At 43.8% G+C, this 21978-nt stretch carries 23 protein-coding genes, 1 tRNA gene, 2 pseudogenes and 1 riboswitch; of the genes and pseudogenes, 13 read left to right on the top strand and 13 right to left on the bottom strand.

All coding sequences use genetic code 11. The features are described 5' to 3' along the window. The first annotated feature begins 2 nt into the window (after positions 1–2). From galE to ACWJJS_RS07110, 5 genes are all read left to right on the top strand, one after another. Positions 3–995: a UDP-glucose 4-epimerase GalE gene (gene galE, locus ACWJJS_RS07130; protein WP_454023445.1), complete on the top strand. Its 993-nt coding sequence runs from the start codon at positions 3–5 to the stop codon at positions 993–995. 1 nt (position 996) lies between these two features. After that, positions 997–2496, top strand: coding sequence for a UDP-glucose--hexose-1-phosphate uridylyltransferase (gene galT, locus ACWJJS_RS07125; protein WP_454023444.1), 1500 nt, complete (start codon positions 997–999; stop codon positions 2494–2496). Positions 2497–2547: 51 nt separating this feature from the next. Beyond that, entirely contained in the window at positions 2548–3660 is a 1113-nt protein-coding gene (locus ACWJJS_RS07120) for a glycoside hydrolase family 53 protein (RefSeq protein WP_102421798.1), read from the top strand. A 285-nt stretch (positions 3661–3945) separates the two neighbouring features. Next, a complete protein-coding gene (locus ACWJJS_RS07115) occupies positions 3946–4419 on the top strand; it encodes a MarR family transcriptional regulator (RefSeq protein ID WP_070081651.1) in 474 nt (157 codons plus the stop codon). A 132-nt stretch (positions 4420–4551) separates the two neighbouring features. After that, the gene (locus tag ACWJJS_RS07110) at positions 4552–5964 is read left to right on the top strand and encodes an MDR family MFS transporter (RefSeq protein ID WP_454023443.1); all 1413 of its coding nucleotides are present in this window, start codon (positions 4552–4554) and stop codon (positions 5962–5964) included. A gap of 99 nt (positions 5965–6063) precedes the next feature. Here ACWJJS_RS07110 and ACWJJS_RS07105 read toward each other — a convergent pair whose 3' ends face one another. From ACWJJS_RS07105 to ACWJJS_RS07065, 9 genes and pseudogenes are all read right to left on the bottom strand, one after another. After that, positions 6064–6345, bottom strand: coding sequence for a putative quinol monooxygenase (locus ACWJJS_RS07105; RefSeq protein WP_077722075.1), 282 nt, complete (start codon positions 6343–6345; stop codon positions 6064–6066). 110 nt (positions 6346–6455) lie between these two features. Continuing rightward, a complete protein-coding gene (gene bla, locus ACWJJS_RS07100; RefSeq protein WP_454023550.1) occupies positions 6456–7376 on the bottom strand; it encodes a class A beta-lactamase in 921 nt (306 codons plus the stop codon). Positions 7377–7696: 320 nt separating this feature from the next. After that, positions 7697–9025 carry a Kelch repeat-containing protein gene (locus ACWJJS_RS07095; protein WP_454021652.1) on the bottom strand — a complete coding sequence of 443 codons (1329 nt, stop codon included), beginning with the start codon at positions 9023–9025 and terminating at the stop codon, positions 7697–7699. A gap of 196 nt (positions 9026–9221) precedes the next feature. After that, positions 9222–9644: a hypothetical protein gene (locus ACWJJS_RS07090; RefSeq protein ID WP_254068275.1), complete on the bottom strand. Its 423-nt coding sequence runs from the start codon at positions 9642–9644 to the stop codon at positions 9222–9224. Positions 9645–9657: 13 nt separating this feature from the next. Next, positions 9658–9785 (bottom strand): annotated as a pseudogene (locus ACWJJS_RS07085) (hypothetical protein). A gap of 258 nt (positions 9786–10043) precedes the next feature. Continuing rightward, entirely contained in the window at positions 10044–10652 is a 609-nt protein-coding gene (locus ACWJJS_RS07080) for a hypothetical protein (RefSeq protein ID WP_454023442.1), read from the bottom strand. Positions 10653–10778: 126 nt separating this feature from the next. Beyond that, complete coding sequence (locus ACWJJS_RS07075; protein WP_164672394.1) at positions 10779–10949, bottom strand: hypothetical protein; 171 nt, start codon at positions 10947–10949, stop codon at positions 10779–10781. Positions 10950–10959: 10 nt separating this feature from the next. After that, positions 10960–11386 (bottom strand): annotated as a pseudogene (locus tag ACWJJS_RS07070) (hypothetical protein). Then, positions 11386–11748 (bottom strand): hypothetical protein, encoded by a 363-nt coding sequence (locus ACWJJS_RS07065; RefSeq protein ID WP_094247046.1) that lies wholly within the window; start codon positions 11746–11748, stop codon positions 11386–11388. Before ACWJJS_RS07065 ends, ACWJJS_RS07070 begins: the two are co-directional and overlap by 1 nt. Before the next feature lie 519 nt (positions 11749–12267). Between ACWJJS_RS07065 and ACWJJS_RS07060 the strand changes: the two genes are divergently transcribed. Together ACWJJS_RS07060 and ACWJJS_RS07055 are read left to right on the top strand one after the other, a co-directional pair. Further along, positions 12268–14151 (top strand): T7SS effector LXG polymorphic toxin, encoded by a 1884-nt coding sequence (locus tag ACWJJS_RS07060; RefSeq protein ID WP_454023441.1) that lies wholly within the window; start codon positions 12268–12270, stop codon positions 14149–14151. A 16-nt stretch (positions 14152–14167) separates the two neighbouring features. After that, entirely contained in the window at positions 14168–14458 is a 291-nt protein-coding gene (locus ACWJJS_RS07055) for a contact-dependent growth inhibition system immunity protein (protein WP_015417243.1), read from the top strand. Between the two features lie 288 nt (positions 14459–14746). On the opposite strand, the gene ACWJJS_RS07050 is transcribed toward ACWJJS_RS07055, so the two are convergent. The 3 genes from ACWJJS_RS07050 to ACWJJS_RS07040 all read right to left on the bottom strand — a co-directional run bounded on the left by ACWJJS_RS07050 (position 14747) and on the right by ACWJJS_RS07040 (position 17246). After that, a tRNA-Val gene (locus ACWJJS_RS07050) sits at positions 14747–14819 on the bottom strand. Between the two features lie 137 nt (positions 14820–14956). Continuing rightward, positions 14957–16132: a cystathionine beta-lyase gene (gene metC / locus ACWJJS_RS07045; protein ID WP_082997850.1), complete on the bottom strand. Its 1176-nt coding sequence runs from the start codon at positions 16130–16132 to the stop codon at positions 14957–14959. After that, the gene (locus ACWJJS_RS07040; RefSeq protein WP_052585709.1) at positions 16125–17246 is read right to left on the bottom strand and encodes a methionine biosynthesis PLP-dependent protein; all 1122 of its coding nucleotides are present in this window, start codon (positions 17244–17246) and stop codon (positions 16125–16127) included. The genes metC and ACWJJS_RS07040 overlap by 8 nt, the downstream gene beginning before the upstream one ends. Before the next feature lie 69 nt (positions 17247–17315). Continuing rightward, positions 17316–17441: riboswitch (SAM riboswitch) on the bottom strand. A 174-nt stretch (positions 17442–17615) separates the two neighbouring features. Between ACWJJS_RS07040 and ACWJJS_RS07035 the strand changes: the two genes are divergently transcribed. The 6 genes from ACWJJS_RS07035 (at position 17616) to ACWJJS_RS07010 (ending at position 21162) form a co-directional block, all read left to right on the top strand. Then, on the top strand, positions 17616–18338 hold the full coding sequence (locus ACWJJS_RS07035; RefSeq protein ID WP_060675072.1) for an esterase family protein: 723 nt from the start codon (positions 17616–17618) through the stop codon (positions 18336–18338). 25 nt (positions 18339–18363) lie between these two features. Further along, a complete protein-coding gene (locus tag ACWJJS_RS07030; protein ID WP_003154969.1) occupies positions 18364–18879 on the top strand; it encodes a YjcG family protein in 516 nt (171 codons plus the stop codon). Positions 18880–18883: 4 nt separating this feature from the next. Beyond that, entirely contained in the window at positions 18884–19315 is a 432-nt protein-coding gene (locus ACWJJS_RS07025) for a GNAT family N-acetyltransferase (RefSeq protein WP_077722072.1), read from the top strand. Positions 19316–19475: 160 nt separating this feature from the next. Next, the gene (locus ACWJJS_RS07020; protein WP_003154973.1) at positions 19476–19709 is read left to right on the top strand and encodes an AbrB/MazE/SpoVT family DNA-binding domain-containing protein; all 234 of its coding nucleotides are present in this window, start codon (positions 19476–19478) and stop codon (positions 19707–19709) included. Then, complete coding sequence (locus ACWJJS_RS07015) at positions 19710–20447, top strand: ABC transporter ATP-binding protein (RefSeq protein WP_060675068.1); 738 nt, start codon at positions 19710–19712, stop codon at positions 20445–20447. Beyond that, positions 20440–21162, top strand: coding sequence for an ABC transporter permease (locus ACWJJS_RS07010; protein WP_369614313.1), 723 nt, complete (start codon positions 20440–20442; stop codon positions 21160–21162). The genes ACWJJS_RS07015 and ACWJJS_RS07010 overlap by 8 nt, the downstream gene beginning before the upstream one ends. Positions 21163–21202: 40 nt before the next feature. On the opposite strand, the gene bla (ACWJJS_RS07005) is transcribed toward ACWJJS_RS07010, so the two are convergent. Beyond that, positions 21203–21952: a subclass B1 metallo-beta-lactamase gene (gene bla / locus ACWJJS_RS07005; protein ID WP_369614314.1), complete on the bottom strand. Its 750-nt coding sequence runs from the start codon at positions 21950–21952 to the stop codon at positions 21203–21205. Positions 21953–21978: the final 26 nt, after the last annotated feature.

Raw genomic sequence — 21978 nt, 5'->3', positions numbered from 1 at the left:
TCATGGCGATTCTCGTTCTCGGCGGAGCCGGCTATATCGGTTCTCATGCGGTTGATCAATTAGTAAACAAAGGATTTAAAACGATAGCTGTGGATAATCTCCAGACAGGCCACCGGAAAGCCGTTCATGAAAAAGCCGTTTTTTACCATGGAGATATCCGTGACAAACCGTTTCTTCGCTCTGTGTTTGCGAAGGAGAACGTAACGGGCGTTCTCCATTTTGCCGCTCAATCCCTTGTCGGCGAATCAATGAAAGACCCTCTTTCATATTTCAATAATAATGTGTACGGTACGCAAATTACGCTGGAGGCCATGCAGGAATTCGGGGTGAAACACATTGTGTTTTCTTCATCCGCCGCTGTTTACGGCGAACCTGCAAAAGCGCCCATCACAGAAGACATGCCGGAAAAGCCGGAAAGCGCATACGGCGAATCAAAACTCATGGCAGAAAAAATGCTGAAGTGGTGTGAAACCGCCTGCGGCATAAAATATGTCTCGCTTCGGTATTTTAACGTTGCCGGCGCGAAAACGGACGGTTCCATCGGAGAAGATCATCATCCGGAAACCCACCTTATCCCTATCCTTTTACAAACCGCGCTCGGTCAGCGCGAGGAGGTTTTGATATTCGGCACTGACTATGATACAAAAGACGGCACGTGCATTCGCGATTATGTTCATGTTTCCGATTTAATCGATGCCCATATTCTCGCTCTGGAATATTTGCAAAACGGCGGAGACAGCGGCATTTTCAATTTAGGCTCAAGCAGCGGGTTTTCCGTATCAGAAATGGCGGAAGCGGCCCGGCAAGTGACCGAAAGAGACATAAAAGTAAGAGCGGCTGCAAGAAGACCCGGTGATCCAAGCGCCCTCATCGCTTCCAGCGATAAAGCGCGGAACATTCTCGGCTGGAATCCGAAACAAACGGACATATCGGAAATCATTGCGTCAGCATGGAATTGGCATCGGCATCATCCTAACGGATACAAGGACAAATGAAATGGAGGCGGCGGTCATTGACGTTTTTGAATCAGTGGCAGGGTTTCTGAAAGAAAGCACTGTCTTAGGCGACATAAATGAAACAGATGTGATTTATACAAGAAACAGACTTCTCGATCTGCTCGGACTGACGGATTATGCAGAACCGAAACATATCAAGAAACAAAACAAGCTTCACTATGTGGACGAAATGGTGAAAGACGCAGTAAAACGGTCAATCATAAACGATACGCCTGCTGAAAAAGACATGCTGGGAAGCAGAATCATGGACGTGATCACACCGGCCCCTTCTCTGATCAATGCCGCCTTCAGCGAATTGTTATCAGATTGCCCGAAAAAAGCAACAGATTATTTTTACCGACTGAGCCAAAACAACGACTATATTAAGACGCGGGCCATTCGAAAAAATATCGTGTACCGCTCAATAACACCTTTTGGGGAATTGGACATCACCATTAATCTATCAAAGCCCGAAAAAGACCCCAAAGACATCGCCGCGGTAAAAAACAGTCCGGAAAACCGGTATCCGAAATGCCTGCTCTGTATGGAAAACGAGGGGTATGCCGGAACACCGCATCACCCCGCCCGTTCAAACCACCGCATCATCAGGCTTGACTTAGCGGGAGAACAGTGGGGGTTTCAATACTCTCCTTATGCGTATTACAGCGAGCATGCCATCTTTCTTTCAAGCGTGCACAAGCCGATGAACATCAGCCGCGACAGCTTCAGAAGGCTTCTGGCCATTACGGAAATTTTCCCGCATTATTTCGCGGGATCAAACGCAGACTTGCCGATCGTAGGAGGTTCCATTCTTTCTCACGATCATTATCAAGGCGGCGCCCATGAGTTTCCGATGGCAAAAGCGGGTTCCCTCTACCCTTTTCATATGCGTCATTTTCCAGACGTTCAGGCCGAAACCGTGAAGTGGCCGGTATCAGTGATCCGCCTTCGCGCAAAAGATCCGGATTTGCTGACAGATGCCGCTGCGTATGTTTTTGAAAAGTGGCGGGAATATTCAGACGAAACCGTCAGCATCATCGCAAAGACAAATGAACCCCATAATACCGTCACCCCGATTGCCAGGCGCAGGGGAACGGATTTTGAAATCGATCTCGCTCTCAGAAACAACCGCACCTCCGAAGATTATCCGGATGGCATTTTTCACCCGCATCAAGACGTCCATCACATTAAAAAAGAAAATATCGGTCTGATTGAAGTGATGGGGCTCGCCGTTTTACCTCCCCGCCTGAAAGATGAGCTGGCAGAAGTGAAAAAGTATTTACTGAATGAACCTCATGACATCAAAGACATTCATCTTCCGTGGGCCGAAAACATCAAAGCGGATAAAGACGTGACACCGGAAAATGCAGCCGCTGTTTTACAAAAAGAAACCGCGAATGTATTTTTACGCGCGCTGACCGATGCAGGCGTTTTTAAAATGACACCCGAAGGAATTCAGGCGTTTCAGCGTTTCACGACGTTATTGGAGAATGGCAGCTGAAACATTCAGAGTGAAATCAATCAACAATCTTTTTTATCAGGAGGTATTGTGATGTTCAAAAACCGATTGAAACGTGTATTTGTAAACGCAATCTGTCTTTCTCTCATTTTCACCGCTTTTACATTCTTTGAGAAGTCTCCTAAAGCAAAAGCGGATGCCCCGTTTGCCTATGGCGCGGATATAGGATGGCTGAAACAAATGGAGGATGAAGGTGTGCGCTGGCTGGATGACGGCGGGAAACAGAAAGATGCCTTGCAGATTCTTAAAGATCACGGAATAAATGCCGTGAGACTGAGAGTGTTTGTGAATCCGCCAAGCAGCTATTATTGGCTGAAAGACGGCACAACATGGACCATGCTCGGCTATAGTGACAAAGCGGGCGTACTTGCGGGGGCCAAAAGGGCAAAAGCGTTAGGAATGAAAGTAATGGTAGACTTCCATTACAGTGACGTGTTCGCTGATCCCGGCCACCAGATCAAGCCGAACCAATGGACCGGCTATTCAAACAGCCAGCTGCAGGCAGCCGTGTATAACCATACGTACGATGTCATGAAAGAACTTAAAAATCACGGCATCTCCCCTGATTGGGTGCAAGTAGGAAATGAAATGAATTCAGGAATTTTACTGCCCGACGGCAGCACGAGCGATTTCAGCAAATTGACCGGCTTACTGAACAAAGGCTATGACGCCGTGAAATCCGTCAGCCCGGCCACCAAGGTAATCAGCCATTTGGCACACGGCACGGACAACAGCCTATTCAGATGGTGGTTTGATCAATTCTTTAAAAACGGAGGAAAAACCGACATCATCGGCGTTTCGTTCTATCCCTATTGGGAAGGTAAGCCGTACTGGGAGCTCACCGGCCATTTATCATCTAATTTGAATGATATCGCCTCACGCTATAACAAGGAAGTCATGGTGGTTGAACTGGGCGGAGATGAAAATAATCCGAAAGATTCCTACTGGACCATAAAAGACACCATAAAACTGGTGAAAGCCGTTCCGAACGGCAAAGGAACCGGCGTATTTTACTGGGAACCCGAAGCTCACTCCAGCGTTCTGTCAGACGCGTATCCATTAGGCGCAACCGCCAAAGTGTCTAAAAACGTCTTGAAATACACAACCGCAATTGACGCTTTTCATGACGCCGCAACAGGAAAATGATTGATGCAATTCTAAAGCAGGCTCTTTTCTCAGCCTGCTTTTTTGTAAGGCTGCAGAGTTGGCCTGTTATGAAAAAGAGCAAGTAACGAATACGAAAAGAAACATACCCGAAAAACCACGTTTCGGTTAAAAAGCCGCTTTTTAAATAAAAAACTTCTTCTGTTCCCCCTCCTTCTTATTTCTGCGCACTATCTCTCAGTTCCTAAATAATAACTTTACGATTGTTGAAAAAGAAACAAACATTTTATAATATTGTGTAAGCACCACCGAGCAGGAGGACGGGCCATGGACAAAAAAGAACAGCTCCTCACGGATTTCAGGGACTTTTTTAACAAGATGGTGTGGCTGAATAGGCTGAAGATGGAAGAAAGCCTCAAGGGGCATAAACCTTCTGAAGTGCATTGCATCGAATTCATCGAAAAAATTGAAGACGCCAATGTGACAAAACTTGCGGAGTCCCTTTATATGACAAGAGGCGCTATAAGTAAATTAACGAAGAAGCTTATCAATAAAGGCCTTATCGAAAGCTATCAGAAGCCGCTTAACAAGAAAGAAATCTATTTCAGGCTTACCGAGCAAGGAAAAGTCATTTATAAAATTCACGAGGAATTGCACAAAGAGTTTCAAGAACGGGACAAAATCGTGTTTGAACAAGTAACTGATGAACAATTTGACACAATGCTGAGCTTCGTGGAAACATACAGCAGGCATTTGGATTCAGAAATAAAGAAACTTGGTGCAGACATCAAATCGGAATAAAACCATAGGCAGCCCCGCTCCATGAAAACGGGCTGCCTTTTTATATCTCTCTTATTGTTGACAAAGAAACAAAATCACTCTATTATTTTGTTGACAAGGAAACAAATACAGCAATTTTGAGAGGAGAATAATATGTCAACACATAAAAGAAAGGAACTTCGGCTGCCAAAAGAAGTTCTCACAGCCGCCTGGGCTATTGCACTGGGAGCAATTGCTCCAATGCTTGACTCTACGATGGTAAACATCGCCATCGCCAAACTGACCAATGACTTCAACACAACATTGGATACCATTCAGTGGTCCGTTACAGGCTATATGTTAGCACTTGCGATTGCAGTACCCGTATCCGGCTGGCTTATGAATAAATATAACGGTAAGAAAATCTTCATCGGCTCAGTCATCGCCTTTGGTGTCATTTCTGTTTTTGCGGGAATGAGCCGTGACGTTTCCAGCTTCATCTTCTTCCGTTTGCTTCAAGGATTCAGCGCCGGCATTATCACTCCGCTTATGTCAACACTCTTGGTTAAAACGGCAGGTCCGGAAAACCTGGGAAAAGTGATGGCAATTGTCAGCACCCCTATGATCTTCGGCCCGATCTTAGGACCTGTCATCGGAGGCTTCATCGTCCAAGGCGCTTCATGGCATTGGATTTTTTACATCAACGTGTTCATCACTTTGATTGCCGCACCGCTTATGATGAAAACCATTCCAGACTTTGAACCATTCAACAAAGATCGTAAACTCGATATTTTCGGGATTATCAATTTATCATTAATGAGCGCGGCAATGATGTACGGTATTACGAAAGCGACGGATCATGCATCATTTAACAATAGCGACACCATTTTATGGGCGGGCATCGGTCTTGTTTCAGCAGTCATTTATCTTGTATATAATCTGATCAAGAAAAACCAAACCGTGCTGCCTATGAATTTGTTTGCAAACAAGAGCTTCTTAGCTTCTTCAATTGGGTTGTTCTTAGCGAATATTGCCATCATGGGGCCGATGTTAATCCTTCCGCTGTTTTTTCAAAACATTCGTCAGTTCACGGCAGTCGGAGCAGCACTCGCTTTAATCCCTCAAGGAGTCGGAATGCTCGTGACTCGTCCGCTGATCGGAAAAATGATTGATAAGATCGGTGCGAAATACGTGGTTACGGTCAGTCTTGTTCTTTCGCTGATCGGATCTATCCCGCTTATTTTTATCACCGATAACACAAGTATGATTTGGATTTCCGTCGTATTATTTATCCGCGGCACCAGTTTTGGAGGAATTATGCTCCCATTAATGAGTGACGCTTATACAGGTCTTGACAGCAAACAGCTTCCGGAAGCAGGTGTCGGTATTCATATGATTGAAAACCTCGGTTCCAGCTTTGGGTCAGCTGTGATTGCAACCGTTACCGCAACTGTCATACAAGGATTGCAGCCAACGATTCCGAACAGTTTAAAAGGCTACCATGCCGGATTCTTAGTATCCGTCATCATCCTTGCGGCCATCTTCATTCCAAGTCTGTTCCTTACCCATAAAAAGACTGCGATATAAAGAACTTTTCAAAGTAAAAAACCCTTGCGCAGCAAGGGTTTTAATGAATGAAACTGATGATTGTTACCGGCAGAGTCGGCCAACAACAGACAAAGCCTTTTACTCACTCACATTGCTTTTCATTAACCATTCTACTTCCGTTAATTCTTGTTTTTGAACGTCTTTTGTGTGTTTTTTCGTAAAATGGACTTTAACAGCTTCTTCGTTTTCCCAAATCTCCCAAAGCATAATTTTGCGTTCTGATGGTTCAAGCGGATGAGCATGGAACTGAATACAGCCTTCTTCTTTGTTCGTTTCTTCCTCAAGTTTTTTGAATTCCTTCATTATTTCATTAAGGTCTTTATCACTGATGATTTTTAAGCATGCCGTTATGTAATGCATCGAAACTCCCCCTCTTCCCATCATTTTATGGCTTTACATTATAACATCGAAACCGGCATACCGCATTCTCAACATATAAGAAACCGTCCATAAAAAATGAACGGCAATGTTTATTTAAGATCATTAAGAGCGACTTTTGCAGCCTCAGCGATAAGAGCATTATGATAATCGGCATCTTCCGTAAATCGGTTTGACAGGATTGCCAAAACGATTGGAGCTCTGTCAGGCGGCCACACGATCGCAATGTCGTTTCGCGTCCCGTAACTTCCGGCTCCGGATTTATCGCCGACTTCCCATCCTGCAGGAGCGCCTGCCCGAATCAGTTCGTCGCCGGTAGCGTTGCCCCGCATCCAATCCGTTAAGATCGTGCGCTTGTCAGTCGTGAGAGTGTTACCTAAAGTGAACGCTTTAAGATCAGTTGCCAGTGCCTTTGCTGTGCTTGTGTCACGACGATCCCCGGGAATCGCAGAGTTTAGATCCGTCTCGAATCGATCCGCTTTCGTTACATGATCCCCGATCTGTTTCAGTGATTTTTCGAAACCTTTAGGGCCGCCAAGCTGCTGCAGCAATAGGTTCCCGGCAGTATTATCGCTGTAACGGACAGCGGCTTCTGAGATTTCTTTCAGGCTCATGCCTGTATCCAGGTGTTTTTCTGTGATTGGAGAATATGTAACTAAATCGTCTTTACTGTAGCGGATGATGGCATTAAGTTTTTCATTTGAGCTTTTCTTCAGAACAGCAGCTGCAGCCAAAACTTTATAGGTTGATGCGTAAGCAAACCGTTCATTCGGCCGATAGGCGATTGTCTTGTTTGAACCCGTATCAATCGCATAAACCCCAAGCCTGGCATCAAATTTTTTCTCAAGCTGAACAAATTTTTTGTTCGTTGTACAGCTTGTCATTTTTGTGTCTTCTATGGATTTTGCTTCAGCGTGCGTAGAGCCGAATAAAGGGCTGAAACCGGTAAAGCTTAAACATAAAAGTCCAATGCATAGTCCAACTTGTATTCTCGCTTTATTTTTCACACTCAGGCCTCCTCATTATAATGTTTTTGTATACATCTTCTAATTAACATTACAAACAGGATGAAAGTCAATATATTTCCTGTGAGATGTTTTCCGTGACAGTTAGGAAAGCAGCTGAAATTTTCAATTAAAACACTCGCTGACGGTAAACAACCAGAGTCAATCAATCGAGCAGAAATGTTTACTGCCCCCCACGAAGGCGGTCAAAGCCCGCAATTTAACGTTAGATTAATAGATAATACTCTAACAGGAAAGATCCTCGGCTCAAAAGAGCATTAACCATTTAACAAATAATTTGAGGTGATTTTATGTAAATCTGTTTTTTGTTAAGAGGTTTTGTTACTCTGATTACTGCTTTTATTCGTTGAATACTCATTCACTTCAAAAGTAAGGATATTCTTAAAAATAACATGATCTTTTCTGTTCTCAAACGGACCAATATTATTGTCGTGTTTGTCCACCTCGTATCTAGAAGGGCCTGTTCCCGAGTCTTTTTGATCGTACCAGTTAACGAAACTATTTAACTCTTCCATCGAAAGATCAAATTCTTTTTCAAGTCCGTTTGTCATTGTTATAGTAAGGATAGCTCGATCAGCGTGCCCTTCCTCAGGAATATTGCCACCAGAACTCGGATCTCCCAAGTTGTCATCTGGGTTTTTCTCTGTATACACCTGAACTGTTTTCACCATACCTGATGTATCTACAGCAATAGAGCCACCTTTAGTAGTTCCCCCGATAATAAAAATATTATTTTTTATTGTCGCCGCACCTGCAGCTACTCGAGAACTGGTTAGATTTTGAAAATCGTTAACTGTATTTGCAACAGGGTCATAAATTACTGAACTATTTGATGCTTTTTTACTTGAATCTGATCCTCCCATTAAATAAATTTTATTATTGTAAACCGTAGAAGCTATATAGCTTAATTTATCCCTCAAAGAGTATTTAAAGGTCCAATTATCAGTTTTGGGATCATACTCAAAAATGCTATTACTAAAACCACTTTTATTTTCGCCACCAATAGCATAAATTTTCTCTTTTACTGTTGCTGTGCTTAAAGCTCTTAATGGAATCGGCAGAGAACTTTTTTCAGACCAGGTTTTAGTATCAGTATTGTAAATATAAGTGTTGGAAGTTGGACCTTCACTAGGATTAAATCCACCTATTAAATAAATATCCTTCCCTATAACTGTTGCAGATGATCCCGTTAGAGGTTTAGGTAATTCTATACCTTTTGTCCATGAATCTGTGTTAATGTCATATACTTCAACAGTTTTTAAATAGGTCTTCGAACCAGAATTATCCTCGCCATAACCTCCGATTACATAGATTTTATGATCAACAACTGCAATAGCTGCACCTTCTCTCCCTTCATTCATAGAAACTTTTTCAATCCATTTATTTTGTTTAGGATCATATACATAAATTTGGTTTTGAACTTTGCCGTTATTATTACCACCAATTACATAGATTTTACCGTCAATAACCGCAGTACTAAAAAGAGATAGTTCCTTTGGTAAATCCTCTTTACCTTCCCAAGTTTTCACTTCAGTTTGATCTGCATTTTGAGCTTCTACTGATGCAGTAGTAGTGAGTAACGCACTTAAAAAAATAAGAAACAAAACTATAAGTATGTTTTTCTTCAAAAAAATCACTCTCCGAAAAGTTAATCTAGAAAAGAACAATACTATTATCGGTAAATTTTTAAATTTATTTATAAAGAATGATCTTTGATCTTTACTTTGTAAAGTATTAGTTCAGCTACCTACCTTTTTATAGACCTGAAACCTTCTATACGCATTTTTCCGTTTTTCGGAACATTACCACCAGCAATCCAAATTCTTTACCTTTTTATTCGGATTGGGATAGATAGCCGCCAGCGCACCCGCTTGCATCTGTTTGGACAACAGCTGACCAACAATCTTCCACTTTAAAAAAGGGCGTCAGCAATTCTTTCCTTATCCCAACACTTACCTCTCCCTCAGCTTCTTGAACGATTGCGTATTCTTCTGGCAGCGCATCAATTAAGCGAGGATCAGTAAGAATCGTCCTTTGATATGCGTCTCTTCTGTCAGCACCTCGGCGGGCGCCGGGCTGTCTTCCGTTCTGCAGCCATTCAAGAGTGAATGCAATATCGCTGATCATGCTACTGATCATCTTTTTGTCGTTGATCTGTTCAGCCGTCAGATTGACTTCAGCCGTATCTTTGTAGAGCCGGTACATTTTTCTTATTTCTCTTAATGCTCGTTTGTACTCAATGATTAAATCCTGCATTCTGATTCCTCCCTTATTTGCGCTTAAATGCGCCGCCCTTGCCTCGTTTAAGTATTTGCATGTTCGTGCTCATCATTTGTTGCCAGAAACGATCTGAGCGCTCTGCGTGTTATTATTGGGCTTGTTCTTTTTCTGCTTCATGTCATCCCTCCGCTCAAATAAAAAACGGACACCAAACAAACAGCGCTAATGCTGTAAGTTCAGTGTACGCAGGCTTTCCGTCTTGGACTTAGATATTAAGATCTTCTCTTTGGTTTTTTTATAGATCGCTTACCTTTTTCTAATAGATAATTATAAAAAGTGTTTCCAGCAATTTGTAATTTTTATTATAACTTGATTTGTTGTGAAAAGAATGTATTGTTGTAAAAACCATAGATCCTAATACAATTGTACTAATCCCTAATATAACCCATAGCCACATGGCTTGATTAAATTCTTCTTGTCTAAAATATGTCTCTTCAACAGCACTATTAATAATAAGTGTAAAAAACTGGTAATCATTGAAACAAAAATAGTAGGAATGATAATTTTTAAAAAAGTTGTTACAGAACCTGCTTGTCTATCTTCATTACTTGATTTCAAATAAGGTAAAAGATACTTCTCTATTTGGTTTATATTAAATTTACGAGTTTCCAGATGTTCTTTAAAAGCTTCATAAATTTTTGCTCTTCTTAAAAGATAGATTTTACTATAGCCAGATAACAATGCAAACTTAGTTAAGGCCTTCCTTATACTAAAAAAAGCGATAATTAAACAAACCCAGGAGCTAGCTACTAATCCAATTAAGAACGTTTTTCCCTGAAGGTAATGATATAAGACAAAAACACATAATATTAAAGCGATTAAATAAAATATTAATTTACAAATTAGTACAACAAAAATCCTATTCTTTTGGACTTTTTCTTCTTCTTCTTTTAAAAAGGGTGAATCAATATAAAAGTATTTAAATTTCTTAACCCTACTCACTTCCTGATAAAGCTTGAACAGTTCATTTTCAACATCTATCATAATGTCACACCACCTCTGTACATTCTTACGAAGAGAATTATTAAAAAGATTCACTTTTTTTAGGAAGTGACCAAGGTTAGTGATATCCTATTCCTTATGGGAACAGAACCTAGAAGCCAGCAATAATCACCTCTTTTTCTCCGTATATTTATCAATATCTTGAAAAAACGCCGGGGCCGTGAATGCAATGATTGCACCTATTAATGTGATGTTCGCTTTCATGTCCGGCCTATATTCGTACTGAAAATAAAACCAGAATCCTAACCCCATCAGCAGAAAAACTATTCTCAGCGCCATCGAATCCCCCTTATTTGATTTGAAATTTAGCTGATTCAAATGTTCCGATATAGTTCCTCTTGCCGGAATCAGAATAACAGTCCAACTGAATGACATAGGTTCCTTTCCCGGTCTTATTCCGGATCGTTTTCACGTTGAATGATTTCAGAGGCGTTGCCGTTCTGAAGCTACCCCGTTGCACTAAATTCGTATCAGTCAGCCCACTGCCACTGCGCTTCTTGTATACGCCGGCCGTGTAATAAAGTGTTCTTGATCCTTTTTTCTCGGCTTTCCAGTCCACAGTGGAGGCGCCGGCCTTGTATGTCGCGGTATACATGGCCGGCCGCTCCACCCGAATTCATTTTGCCAGCTGGACCATGCGGCGGGCAGACGGCGCAACGGCCGCCGCTCTCCGTAAGTACTGCTGATAGAATGATTGACTTGAATAGTTTTTTAATTAATGCTTCCCCTGTTTTTTGTATTCTGCGATTTCCTTAGGGGTAGCCTTCCGGACTCCGTCTGCGTCTGTCCTGTTTGCCACTTGAACGCCTTCCATGTTTTTTATCTCGCTGACGACTCCCAAATGCTCTAAATACACATGATCACCAATCTTGAAACGATTCAGTTTGGCCCGCTCCTCTGTCATGCTCCTGTATTCAGTCGCGGCTTTCATTTTTAATTCAGCCAGACACATTTGACAAAGGGTTACTGTTACAGAATTGCCGTTAAAATCAGTAAACGAAACCGCTCTGACAGATTCCTTTCCCGGGTGCATCGTGCATGTTTTCTTCATAGGCGATGGCCGTGTAAATTCAATCATTCCGCTTCCTCCTCAAAAAAAGTCTTTTCGTCCCTCTGACATAACTCGGATGAATGGGAAGTTCCATACACCCGCATTCGAACTGTCACAACACATGGAGATTGCCTTTCCTTCGCCGTCTGACGGATTTTCATACATCCTTCATTGCTGTAAGCCTATATTCCTTTATATTCCCAATGCCCGCCGCACTTCCCTGTTAAGATGAAGTTTTTAAAGCTGTTGACCAGTTGCCCAGGTTGGTTCCATGCGGAAAGCCGTTTGGGCCGCCGTATCCCAATTCATTCGGGTGAATTTCAGCCCTCTAATATGTGTGTATGCTTTTCAAAGGAGGTGCGTCACATGATGTTCTAACAACCGATTCAACCCAAAGCTAACTCTACCCCAATTCCCGATCTTAAAATAAGTAAATTTACCCAGAACAAATTAATCATTTTGCACTTTCAAAATACTTATTTGGCTTTTCCTTCATTCTTCCATGGTAATATCTTGTTAAAGTATTTCGTATGAAAGGATATGGTCATGAGAGTTTTCGAAGCAACCACCCTCCTCGCCGCCGCCAAACAGCGTGCGAGTGAATACAAAGAACTGCGCGGCCAGATGGTCAATCTAAAAAAAGCGTTTCAAGGTATGGCTGACCTCGGTGACAGCGACTTTTCAGGCCGGGGCGCTGACAACATCAAAGCCTTTTTCCAAGACCACGCCGGCGTCACAGACAGCTGGCTTGATCTGATCGACATGAAAATCGCATTTCTCACAAGCCTTCCCGGCAAGGTCGAAGATGCCGGACTTTCCAGTTCACATGTGGAGGAATCATTTCTGGAGCACGAGCTCACCCACGCCCTCAGCAAATCAAAGGCGATGATGGAAGGGCAAAAAAAGGACATGGGGTCCATCCTCAGAGAGATCGAAGACATCATCTCGCTTGATCTGTTTTCAACGGAAAGCACGGATCAAAAGCTGTCTTCAGCTGACAAAAAAAGAAGCGAAACGATACATAAACTCGGCAAACTTGATCACGATCTTACGAAAGAATACGCAGAAACCGAAGCGAACGAACAGTTCATCCAAGCCGACTTTGAGCAGCTTCAAAACGCTACGGGCAAAGGAAAAAACGCCACGCCGCTTCACTACAACGCCAAGGCGTACCGTGAAAGCGACACCCATAAGAAAAAAGGCGAGATTGCAAGACATTCGGATGCTTATTTGACGATTAAAAAGGAAGAGGCGAAAGAGCGTGAAATCAAGGATCTGAAGAAAAAGCTGGCCGATGGTGTCACCGATCCGGATGAGTATTTGGAAATCGCGAAGAAGATCGGCTATGAAAACCTTGAACCCGCTCAGGTGGAATATGTGATGCAGCTTGAACAAGCAAAACAGCTCGAAGAAGTCGGAGAAACGGCTTGGGATATCGTCAAAGGAATAGGCGTCGGCCTTTATGATGTGGGAAAAGACACCATAACAGGCGTCAAAGATCTCGCTGTCGGCGCATGGGATTTTTACCATCTCTCCGATGAACAAAAAGTCGCTAAAACCATATCGGCTGTATTGAACACACCCTCCTACGCAAAAATCATATGGACAAACCTGGCGGATTCGTGGAATGATAAAATGGTTAACGGGGATGCGTATTCAAGATCCCATTACATCACTTACGCCATCGGGAGCATCGTCGGGCTCAAAGGTTCCGGCTCAGCTGTAAAAGTATCAAGCAAGCTCGCCAAAACAGGCGCCGCCAAAGTGGATAACGTATTGGAAGCCGGTGAAAAAGCGGCTGCAAAACATGTGAAAACCGGGATTGAAAAAGGAAAAGACTATATTAATTCCGTTTCAAAAAACAAGTACCAACCCGCGCTTGCCGGAATAGCACAGGATATTGAAAATACTCACAATGTGAAGAATACTCCTTTGTTGAAAAGTATTATTGAAGATCAGAAAGAGAGTGTGCTCAGAAAATCTGAAACTTCTAACAACACGGCCATAGGTAATGTCAAACAAGGTGATAGTACCCCTCTCGCACCAGGCGGTGGCTTAGCTGCTCATGAGGCAAAAGGCGGACACCTTATAGAAAGGCATGTTGGGAAAACAGATAAAGAATTAATAGAAAGACTGCAAACTGATCCTAACCCACATATTACAGCTTCATCTACTTTTAAAGATAGGGCTACCGCTGAAAGAATTGCTAATTCAGTTTTAAACGATCCAAAAAATATAAAGAAAATCGAAAATTGGATTGATGATCCTAAAAAACCTAAATTAATGTTAAGATACAAGGGCGATGGAGAAATAATCGGCAGAAGTGTATCAAGAAATTCAGAACTAGTAGAAAACGTTACAAACGCAAAAATAGTACTCAAAAAAGATAATAACGGTAACTTTATCCTTACAGGATATCCAACCAAATAGAAAGAGAGGAAGTATCATGGATGAAAGGTATGATTTCTTAGATGAATTAGAAAATTTTTTAGGTGCAACATTTCATCAAGATATCCAATCCCCTGAACACGCCTTAGACGAATTTATTGAGGAAATTAGTAAAGAAGGTTTGCTATTTACAGTAAAGTATTGCGAAGAGTTTCTAAATAGCGATCTAACTAAAGAAGAAAAGGAAGACATTATAAAGTGTAATGCAGAAATATATTTCCCGACAATTGGCTTACCACCTATAGAATGGTTGAAAAGTGTAATAGAACAACTAAAAGAGGCTATTTAAAAGAACACTGAAAGGCCCCCATTTTATGAGAGGGCCTTTTTATATTGATACCGATTTTTTGGCTTTTTTATCCGGATAGAAATGCAATACCGACAGTGCGGTTTGGATCTACTTGACGGCATCACTAGTTGAACTTTTCAACTATTTTGATCCTAAAAAGAGATACGGCCAATAAATTTCGAGCCAAAAAATCAAGTTCGCCAACAGTTTGCGAACAACTTACGAATTTGATAAACCGGCTATATTAAAAGAAAGTAAAAAACCCTTGCTACGCAAGGGTTTTGGCTATGATTCCGACTGGGCTCGAACCAGCGACCTCTACCCTGTCAAGGTAGCGCTCTCCCAGCTGAGCTACGGAATCATGATATGTATGTGTTGCTGGGTATGTTGTTGTCTCTCTGACATTTATAATTATATATCCTGATTTCTCATTCGTCAACACTTTTTTTATCTAAAATAAAAAAGGGCGCGTCGCAAAATTGACGGCGCCCTTTTCGTTTATGATCTCACTTGGGCGGGGGTTATTTTTTTCAATGCCTGTTCGAAGTCGCGTTCTAAATCTTCGGCGTTTTCGACTCCGACGCTCAGGCGCAGAAGGCCGTCTGTGATGCCGCGTTTCTCCCTCTCTGCTTTCGGCATGGCGGCATGCGACATGGCTGCAGGGTATGAGAGAATGGATTCAACGGCGCCGAGGCTGACGGCAAATACCGGAAGCGATACGTTTTCGACCAGCTTTTTGACGGCTTCTTTGCTTTCCAATTCAAAGGACAGGACGGCGCCCGCTCCGCTCGCTTGACGTTTATGGGTATCGGCTCCCGGGTGTCCGGCAAGGCCGGGATAGTAAACGTTTTTGACGGCGGGATGCCCGTTAAAATAGGCAGCCAGCCGCTCAGCCGTCCGGCTCGCTTTTTCCAGTCTGACCTGCAATGTTTTTAAGCCTCTCAATACGAGCCAGCAGTCCTGAACGCCGAGCACCGCTCCAAACGAGTTTTGCAGCTTATACAGCTGATTGCCGAGCTCTTCATCCTTTACGGCAGCAAGGCCTGACAGCACGTCACTGTGGCCGCTTAAAAATTTCGTCGCACTGTGAAGCACGATATCTACACCGAGATCAAGCGGACGCTGCAGAGCAGGTGTCATGAATGTATTGTCAAGGTATGTCAGACAGCCGTGATCCTTTGCCAGTTTGACGACGCCCTTAATATCCGTGATGCCGAGCGTCGGGTTTGACGGTGTTTCCATATAAATGGCTTTCGTGTTCGGACGGATGGCGCGGGCGACCGCTTCTGTGTCCGTCATATCGACAAAGGTATGTTCGATTCCGAAACGGGACAGAACCTCAGTCACCATGCGGAATGTTCCGCCGTACACATCCTCCGTGACGAGAACATGGTCGCCTTGGGATAAGAGCAGAAATGCCGTCGAAATCGCCGCCATACCGGAGCTGAAAGCAAAACCTCTCGTTCCGCCTTCAAGACCTGCGATCGTTTCTTCAAGCGCTGTTCTTGTCGGTGTGCCGGAGCGGCTGTAATCATATGTCCCGAATTCTTCAAATGAAGACTGATGGAATGTGGAAGCATGCTGGATCGGCACGCTGACGGCTCCGGTGGCTCCGTCTGTTTTAAATGGATTGTGCACGAGCTGGGTTTCCAGCGTCCAATTGTGATTACTCATATGACACGGCCCCCTCTTTTACTTGCTGTAATGCCTGCTTTACATCCCGCTTCAAATCTTCTGCATGTTCAATGCCCACTGAAAAACGCAGCAGGCGGTTGCAGACGCCGTTTGCGATACGGATATCTTCCGGAATGTCCATGTGCGTCTGTGTCGCGGGGTATGTAATAAAGCTTTCCACCCCGCCGAGACTTTCTGCGAAACAGATCGTTTTCAGCGCCTTTAAAAACGGATTGACCCATTCCTCTTTTTGCAGCCGGAAAGACAGCATCCCGCCTTTTCCGGGATATAACACGTCGGCGATTTCCTCTTCCTGTTCTAAAAATTCTGCAAGTTCACGGGCGTTTTCTTCATGACGGCGCATTCTGAGTCCGAGTGTTTTCATCCCTCTCATTAAAAGCCACGAATCAAACGGCGGGAGAACGGCGCCGATCGCATTTTGGTGATTAAACATGATGTCGCCGAGCTCTTCATCCTTAACGACAGCCAGACCGGCAAGGAGGTCATTGTGCCCCGCTAAATATTTTGTGGCGCTGTGAATGACGATGTCCGCTCCCAGTTCAAGCGGGCGCTGGAGCACCGGAGTATAAAACGTATTATCCACAATTAAAAGCAGGCCGGCTTCTTTCGTAATCCGGGCGATTTTTTCAATGTCCGCCTCCTGCATTAACGGGTTTGTCGGCGTTTCAACAAATACCGCTTTCGTGTTTTCCGTTATTTTGGAGCGTAAACAGTCTTCATCGCTGAAATCATCATAAATAAAGCTTAAGCCGTATTTTCTCCATTCGTTTTCAAACAAACGGTACGTGCCTCCGTATAAATCGGAGGATACAATCAATTCATCCCCGCTTTTAAATAAAGCCATAATGGTTTGAATGGCTGCCATTCCCGAGCTGAAAGCAAATCCTCTCGCACCGTTTTCCAACACGGCGATGGCGTCTTCGACGAGCTGGCGTGTCGGGTTTTTCGTGCGCACGTAATCAAAACCTGTAGATTCTCCTATTCCTCTATGGCGGTAAGCGGTGGACAGATAAATCGGCGGACTGACCGTTCCCGTTGCTTCTTCGCTTCTATTTCCAATTTGGGCTAATTTTGTTTCAACATGCTGCGTCATCAGTAAGCACCATCCTTTTTCAAAAATAAAAAAGCCCCCTCTTCATAAGAAGAAGGAGCTTTTCTCTTCCTCTTATCTTCCAAGCATGTGAATCGCTTGCTGGATTTAGCACCTTGGCACTTTGCCTTCCCGCGGCAAAGCAAACCGGTTGCTGAGGTTTCAAAGGGCCAGTCCCTCCACCTCTCGTGATAAGAATATTGTTTTGTATTTTCTGATTGTTCTATATTAACGCACTATAAAATGGATTTCAACAACTTTTTATTTATCTGAACTCTCGCAAGAAGTGCATCTGAAGAAAGAAATTTCTAATAATTCATGGTACAATAGGAAAAAACCATCAAGACAAGACGCGGCCTGGAGGAATGCGAAGTGGCATCAAAAAACGGAATCATTCATGAGAAAACACTTTTCTCCCATGAGCTTGAAGAGGAAATGACCGTTTTGGTCTATCTGCCCGCCACCTTCTCCCCCCTGTATAAATATCATACGGTCATCGCTCAGGACGGCCATGATTATTTCAGATTAGGGAGAATCGGGCGTCAGGCGGAAGAGCTTATGTCAAAAGGGGAAATTGACCGCTGCATCATTATCGGCGTCCCATATAAAAATGTGCGGGAGCGAAGAAACACATACCATCCCGAAGGCTCTAAGTTCGCCTCATATAAACGGTTTATCGCAAATGAGCTCGTTCCTTTTATCGACAAAGAATACCCGACTTATCAAGTCGGATACGGCCGCACCATGATCGGGGATTCCCTCGGCGGAACCGTCTCGCTCATGACGGCGATTGACTATCCGAACATGTTTGGAAACGTCATCATGCAGTCTCCGTATGTTGACGGGCACGTGCTGGATGCCGTCCGGCAGTCGGAGGATCTCAAACAGATTTCCGTTTATCATCAAATCGGAGAAAAAGAAACCGCCGTCCACACGACGGACGGCCAGGTGCTTGATTTCACCGCGCCGAACGAAGAGCTCAAACAGCTGCTGGAAAGCAAACAGTCTGAATACACGTATGAAACCTTTGACGGGGATCATAAATGGACATACTGGCAGCCGCTCATCACGCCGGCGCTGAAAAAAATGCTGTAACCATTCATTTAAGGAGGGAACTTTCATGAAATACGGTATTGTTTTATTTCCATCAAAAAAATTACAGGATCTCGCAAATTCGTACCGGAAACGCTACGACCCGAGCTACGCGCTCATTCCGCCGCATCTGACGGTAAGAGATCCGTTTGAAGCGACAGAACAGGAAATCGAGCAGGTCGTATCACAGCTGAGACAGACGGCGAAAGAGTCGCATCCGCTCGTTCTGAAAATCACAAAATACAGCTCGTTTTCTCCTGTGAATAATGTGATATATATGAAAGCAGAGCCGACAGAGGAATTAAAATCTCTGAGTGAGAAATGCTACTCAGGAGCATTATCCGGCGAGCCGGAATACAGCTTCGTTCCGCATGTCACGGTCGGCCAGAAGCTGTCGTCAGATGAACATTCCGACGTACTCGGACAGCTGAAAATGCAAGACATTTCCCACGAAGAAGTCATCGACCGTTTTCACCTGCTCTATCAGCTGGATAACGGCTCATGGACTGTGTACGAAACATTTTTATTAGGCGGAGGAGAATAACTGCTTGGAATCCATCATCGTAAAAACTGAAAAACAGCTGAACGACGCTTTTTTCGTCAGAAAAGAGGTCTTTGTGAAAGAACAGCACGTTCCGGAAGAAGAAGAGATTGATCAATTCGAAGACACGTCAGAGCATATAGTCATATATGACGGCGGCCAGCCGGTCGGAGCCGGCAGATGGCGCTTGAAAGACGGGCATGGAAAATTAGAGCGCATCTGCGTAATGAAAAGCCATCGTTCTTTAGGCGTCGGGGCCATCATGATGCAGGCGCTTGAAAAAGCGGCTGCAGCCAAGGGTGCCGGCAGCTTTATCTTACATGCGCAGACGCAGGCGGTTCCGTTTTACGAAAAACAAGGATACCGCGTCACATCCGGCGAAGAATTTCTCGATGCGGGCATCCCCCATCTGGAAATGATAAAGGAATACAAACAATAAAATCAAAAGCACTCCTGTTGATATGGCAGGAGTGCTTTTTTTATGAAAATCATACTATTTCATGAAATTTATTGCATTTTATGGAAGGTTAATGTATGTTTAGTATACTAAGTATTACAATTCATACAAAAAATACAATTCATATTTCGGAGGGATAAACATGACGGCACCAAAAGGAAAACACATATTCGGGACTGTTAAAGTGGGCACAAAAGGACAGATTGTCATTCCTAAAGAAGCAAGAGATGTTTTCGATATAAATCCGGGGGATTCACTGCTTATGCTTGGGGATGACCAGCAAGGTATCGCACTTGTTAAACAAGAACTCTTTTTCGAGTTTGCAAAAGATATTTTAAACGCTAAGCAAATCGACGCAGATAGCGAGGACGAGTAAATGCACGCGATTGAGCTGAAGCAATTAACGAAACATTATAAAGAAACCGCCGCCGTTGACCGTCTTGAGTTCTCAGTTGAGAAAGGGGAATTTTTCGCTTTACTCGGTGAGAACGGAGCCGGAAAAACGACATTAATCAGTATGCTTTGCGGACTCCTCTCTCCGGATGAGGGTGATGCATCAGTGCTTGGACACAGTATTTTGACTGATTTGGATAAAATAAAACCGAAATTGAACATGTCCCCGCAGGAAACAGCCATCGCTCCTCATCTAACCGTACGGGAAAACTTAGAGTTTATAGCCGGAGTCTACGGAATTCCGAAAAAAGAAGCAAAAAAAAGAACAGATGAGATGCTCGAATTGTTTCAATTAAAAGAGAAAGAAAGAGCAAAAACCAAAACCTTATCAGGAGGAATGCAGCGCCGCCTCAGCATCGCAATGGGCATGATTACAAAACCGGATATTTATTTCTTAGATGAGCCGACATTAGGGCTGGACGTCCGTTCACGCCGCGAGTTGTGGAAAAATCTTGAGACATTAAAGGGAGACATGACGATTATTTTAACGACACACTATTTAGAAGAGGCTGAAGCACTGGCAGATCGTATTTGCATTTTAGAAAATGGGACATTAAAAGCACTGGGCACGGCGGAGGATCTGAAAAAACAAACTCATTCAGCCACATTTGAAGATGCCTTTTTAGCGATTTGTGACGGAGAGGCGGGTCTTTATGCTTGATTTCGCCATTCGCAACCGCAAAGAGATTTTTCGTGATCCCTTATCTATCATTCTTGGAATCGCACTGCCTGTTATTCTATTGTTTCTGTTTACGGCGATTGAAAAAAATGCGCCGCTTGATACCTTTAAAATTCAGCATTTAGCACCCGGACTCATTGTTTTCGGTTTCGCTTTCCTTACGATGTTCTCTGCATTGCTGATCGCAAAAGACAAACAGACCGCCCTTTTGACCCGTTTGTTTGCTTCCCCTTTAAAAACAGCCGATTATGTTATCGGTTACGCAATGCCGATGCTGCCGTTAGCCATTTTACAAATCATCATTTGTTTTATCGCAGCTGCGGCTGCCGGTTTATCCGCCGAGTGGATGAATCTTCTCGCAGGTATCGCTGTCTTGCTGCCGATTGCGATGATGTCCGTTTTCTTCGGTTTATGTTTAGGGGCTGTGTTTACGGACAAACAAATTTCAGGTATCGGAACGATTTATATTACACTCGTGCAATTTCTGGGCGGAGCTTGGATGGAGGTGAGCCTGCTCGGTGACACATTCAAACATATCGCTTATGCCTTACCGTTTGTTCACTCGATCGAGCTGGCCCAGGAAGTCATATCCGGAGATTATTCTTCCTTTCATCAGCATATTTGGCCGATAGCGGGATATACCGTTTTGGCGCTTGCACTTGCTTTCCTCAGTTTTATAAAAATCAGGAAGAGATAAAAAAGCCGGCACTCCGTAATGGGAGCGCCGGTCTTCTTTTTTACGTTTCTTTCAGAAGGCTTATCGTATGCGGCAGCAGACGGTCATCCCCCGGACTGCCATGGCCCGGAACGACAATGCTGATGTCCTGATATCTTTTCATGACTTTGCGGACGGCGCGCGGCCACTGATCCGGATAAAAGCCCGGAGTTGGCACGATTTCCTTTGTTTCTAAAGCCTTGATTAAACAACCGCCGAATAAGAGCTTATCCTCAGGCAGCCAGACGGTAATATTGTCTTCCGTATGCCCTTTTCCCGGATAAAACGTTTCAATTTTCATATCGCCAAACTGCAGCTTTGTCACGTTTTTCAAATCTCCGAGCGGCCGGTGATATCCCTGCTGCCGGGCGAAGTCGGCGGTCAGCTTCGTGCTGTGCACCTTTACACCGTATTTGTACAGTATGTTCAGCCCGCCGATGCGATCGTCATGGGCGTGTGTCACAATGGCATCGGTCATCCTTTTGCCGGGAAACCGCTGTTTTATTTCTGTCATTAATTGCTCTGTGAGACTGTCATTCCACGGAGTATCAATCAGTACGATTCCTTTGGAAGTTTCAAGAAGCAATCCGTTCGCAGGGACGGGACTTCCGTCTGCCGTACCGATGCTTGTATGCATCCAGACATGCGGCGCCAGCTGTGTAAGAGTGACATCTTTTGCTGCGGAGCTCTCCGCCGCGTGTGCCGGTTTCATTCCGGCAGTAAAGAGGCCGAATAGAAATAACCCCGCAATTAATAATGAAAGCTTTCTCAAATTGAATCATTCCTTTCCGCATCTTT

The sequence above is a fragment of the Bacillus sp. JK106 genome (assembly GCF_053663355.1).
Note: the sequence above shows the minus strand (reverse complement) of the source record. Positions and strands in the feature narration are given on the sequence as shown.

Coding starts and splice junctions, on each gene's coding strand:
- galE (WP_454023445.1), top strand. CDS start 3: ATGGCGATTCTCGTTCTCGGCGGAGCCGGCTATATCGGTTCTCATGCG.
- galT (WP_454023444.1), top strand. CDS start 997: ATGGAGGCGGCGGTCATTGACGTTTTTGAATCAGTGGCAGGGTTTCTG.
- ACWJJS_RS07120 (WP_102421798.1), top strand. CDS start 2,548: ATGTTCAAAAACCGATTGAAACGTGTATTTGTAAACGCAATCTGTCTT.
- ACWJJS_RS07115 (WP_070081651.1), top strand. CDS start 3,946: ATGGACAAAAAAGAACAGCTCCTCACGGATTTCAGGGACTTTTTTAAC.
- ACWJJS_RS07110 (WP_454023443.1), top strand. CDS start 4,552: ATGTCAACACATAAAAGAAAGGAACTTCGGCTGCCAAAAGAAGTTCTC.
- ACWJJS_RS07105 (WP_077722075.1), bottom strand. CDS start 6,345: ATGCATTACATAACGGCATGCTTAAAAATCATCAGTGATAAAGACCTT.
- ACWJJS_RS07090 (WP_254068275.1), bottom strand. CDS start 9,644: ATGCAGGATTTAATCATTGAGTACAAACGAGCATTAAGAGAAATAAGA.
- ACWJJS_RS07080 (WP_454023442.1), bottom strand. CDS start 10,652: ATGATAGATGTTGAAAATGAACTGTTCAAGCTTTATCAGGAAGTGAGT.
- ACWJJS_RS07075 (WP_164672394.1), bottom strand. CDS start 10,949: ATGGCGCTGAGAATAGTTTTTCTGCTGATGGGGTTAGGATTCTGGTTT.
- ACWJJS_RS07065 (WP_094247046.1), bottom strand. CDS start 11,748: ATGATTGAATTTACACGGCCATCGCCTATGAAGAAAACATGCACGATG.
- ACWJJS_RS07060 (WP_454023441.1), top strand. CDS start 12,268: ATGAGAGTTTTCGAAGCAACCACCCTCCTCGCCGCCGCCAAACAGCGT.
- ACWJJS_RS07055 (WP_015417243.1), top strand. CDS start 14,168: ATGGATGAAAGGTATGATTTCTTAGATGAATTAGAAAATTTTTTAGGT.
- metC (WP_082997850.1), bottom strand. CDS start 16,132: ATGAGTAATCACAATTGGACGCTGGAAACCCAGCTCGTGCACAATCCA.
- ACWJJS_RS07040 (WP_052585709.1), bottom strand. CDS start 17,246: ATGACGCAGCATGTTGAAACAAAATTAGCCCAAATTGGAAATAGAAGC.
- ACWJJS_RS07030 (WP_003154969.1), top strand. CDS start 18,364: ATGAAATACGGTATTGTTTTATTTCCATCAAAAAAATTACAGGATCTC.
- ACWJJS_RS07020 (WP_003154973.1), top strand. CDS start 19,476: ATGACGGCACCAAAAGGAAAACACATATTCGGGACTGTTAAAGTGGGC.
- ACWJJS_RS07015 (WP_060675068.1), top strand. CDS start 19,710: ATGCACGCGATTGAGCTGAAGCAATTAACGAAACATTATAAAGAAACC.
- ACWJJS_RS07010 (WP_369614313.1), top strand. CDS start 20,440: ATGCTTGATTTCGCCATTCGCAACCGCAAAGAGATTTTTCGTGATCCC.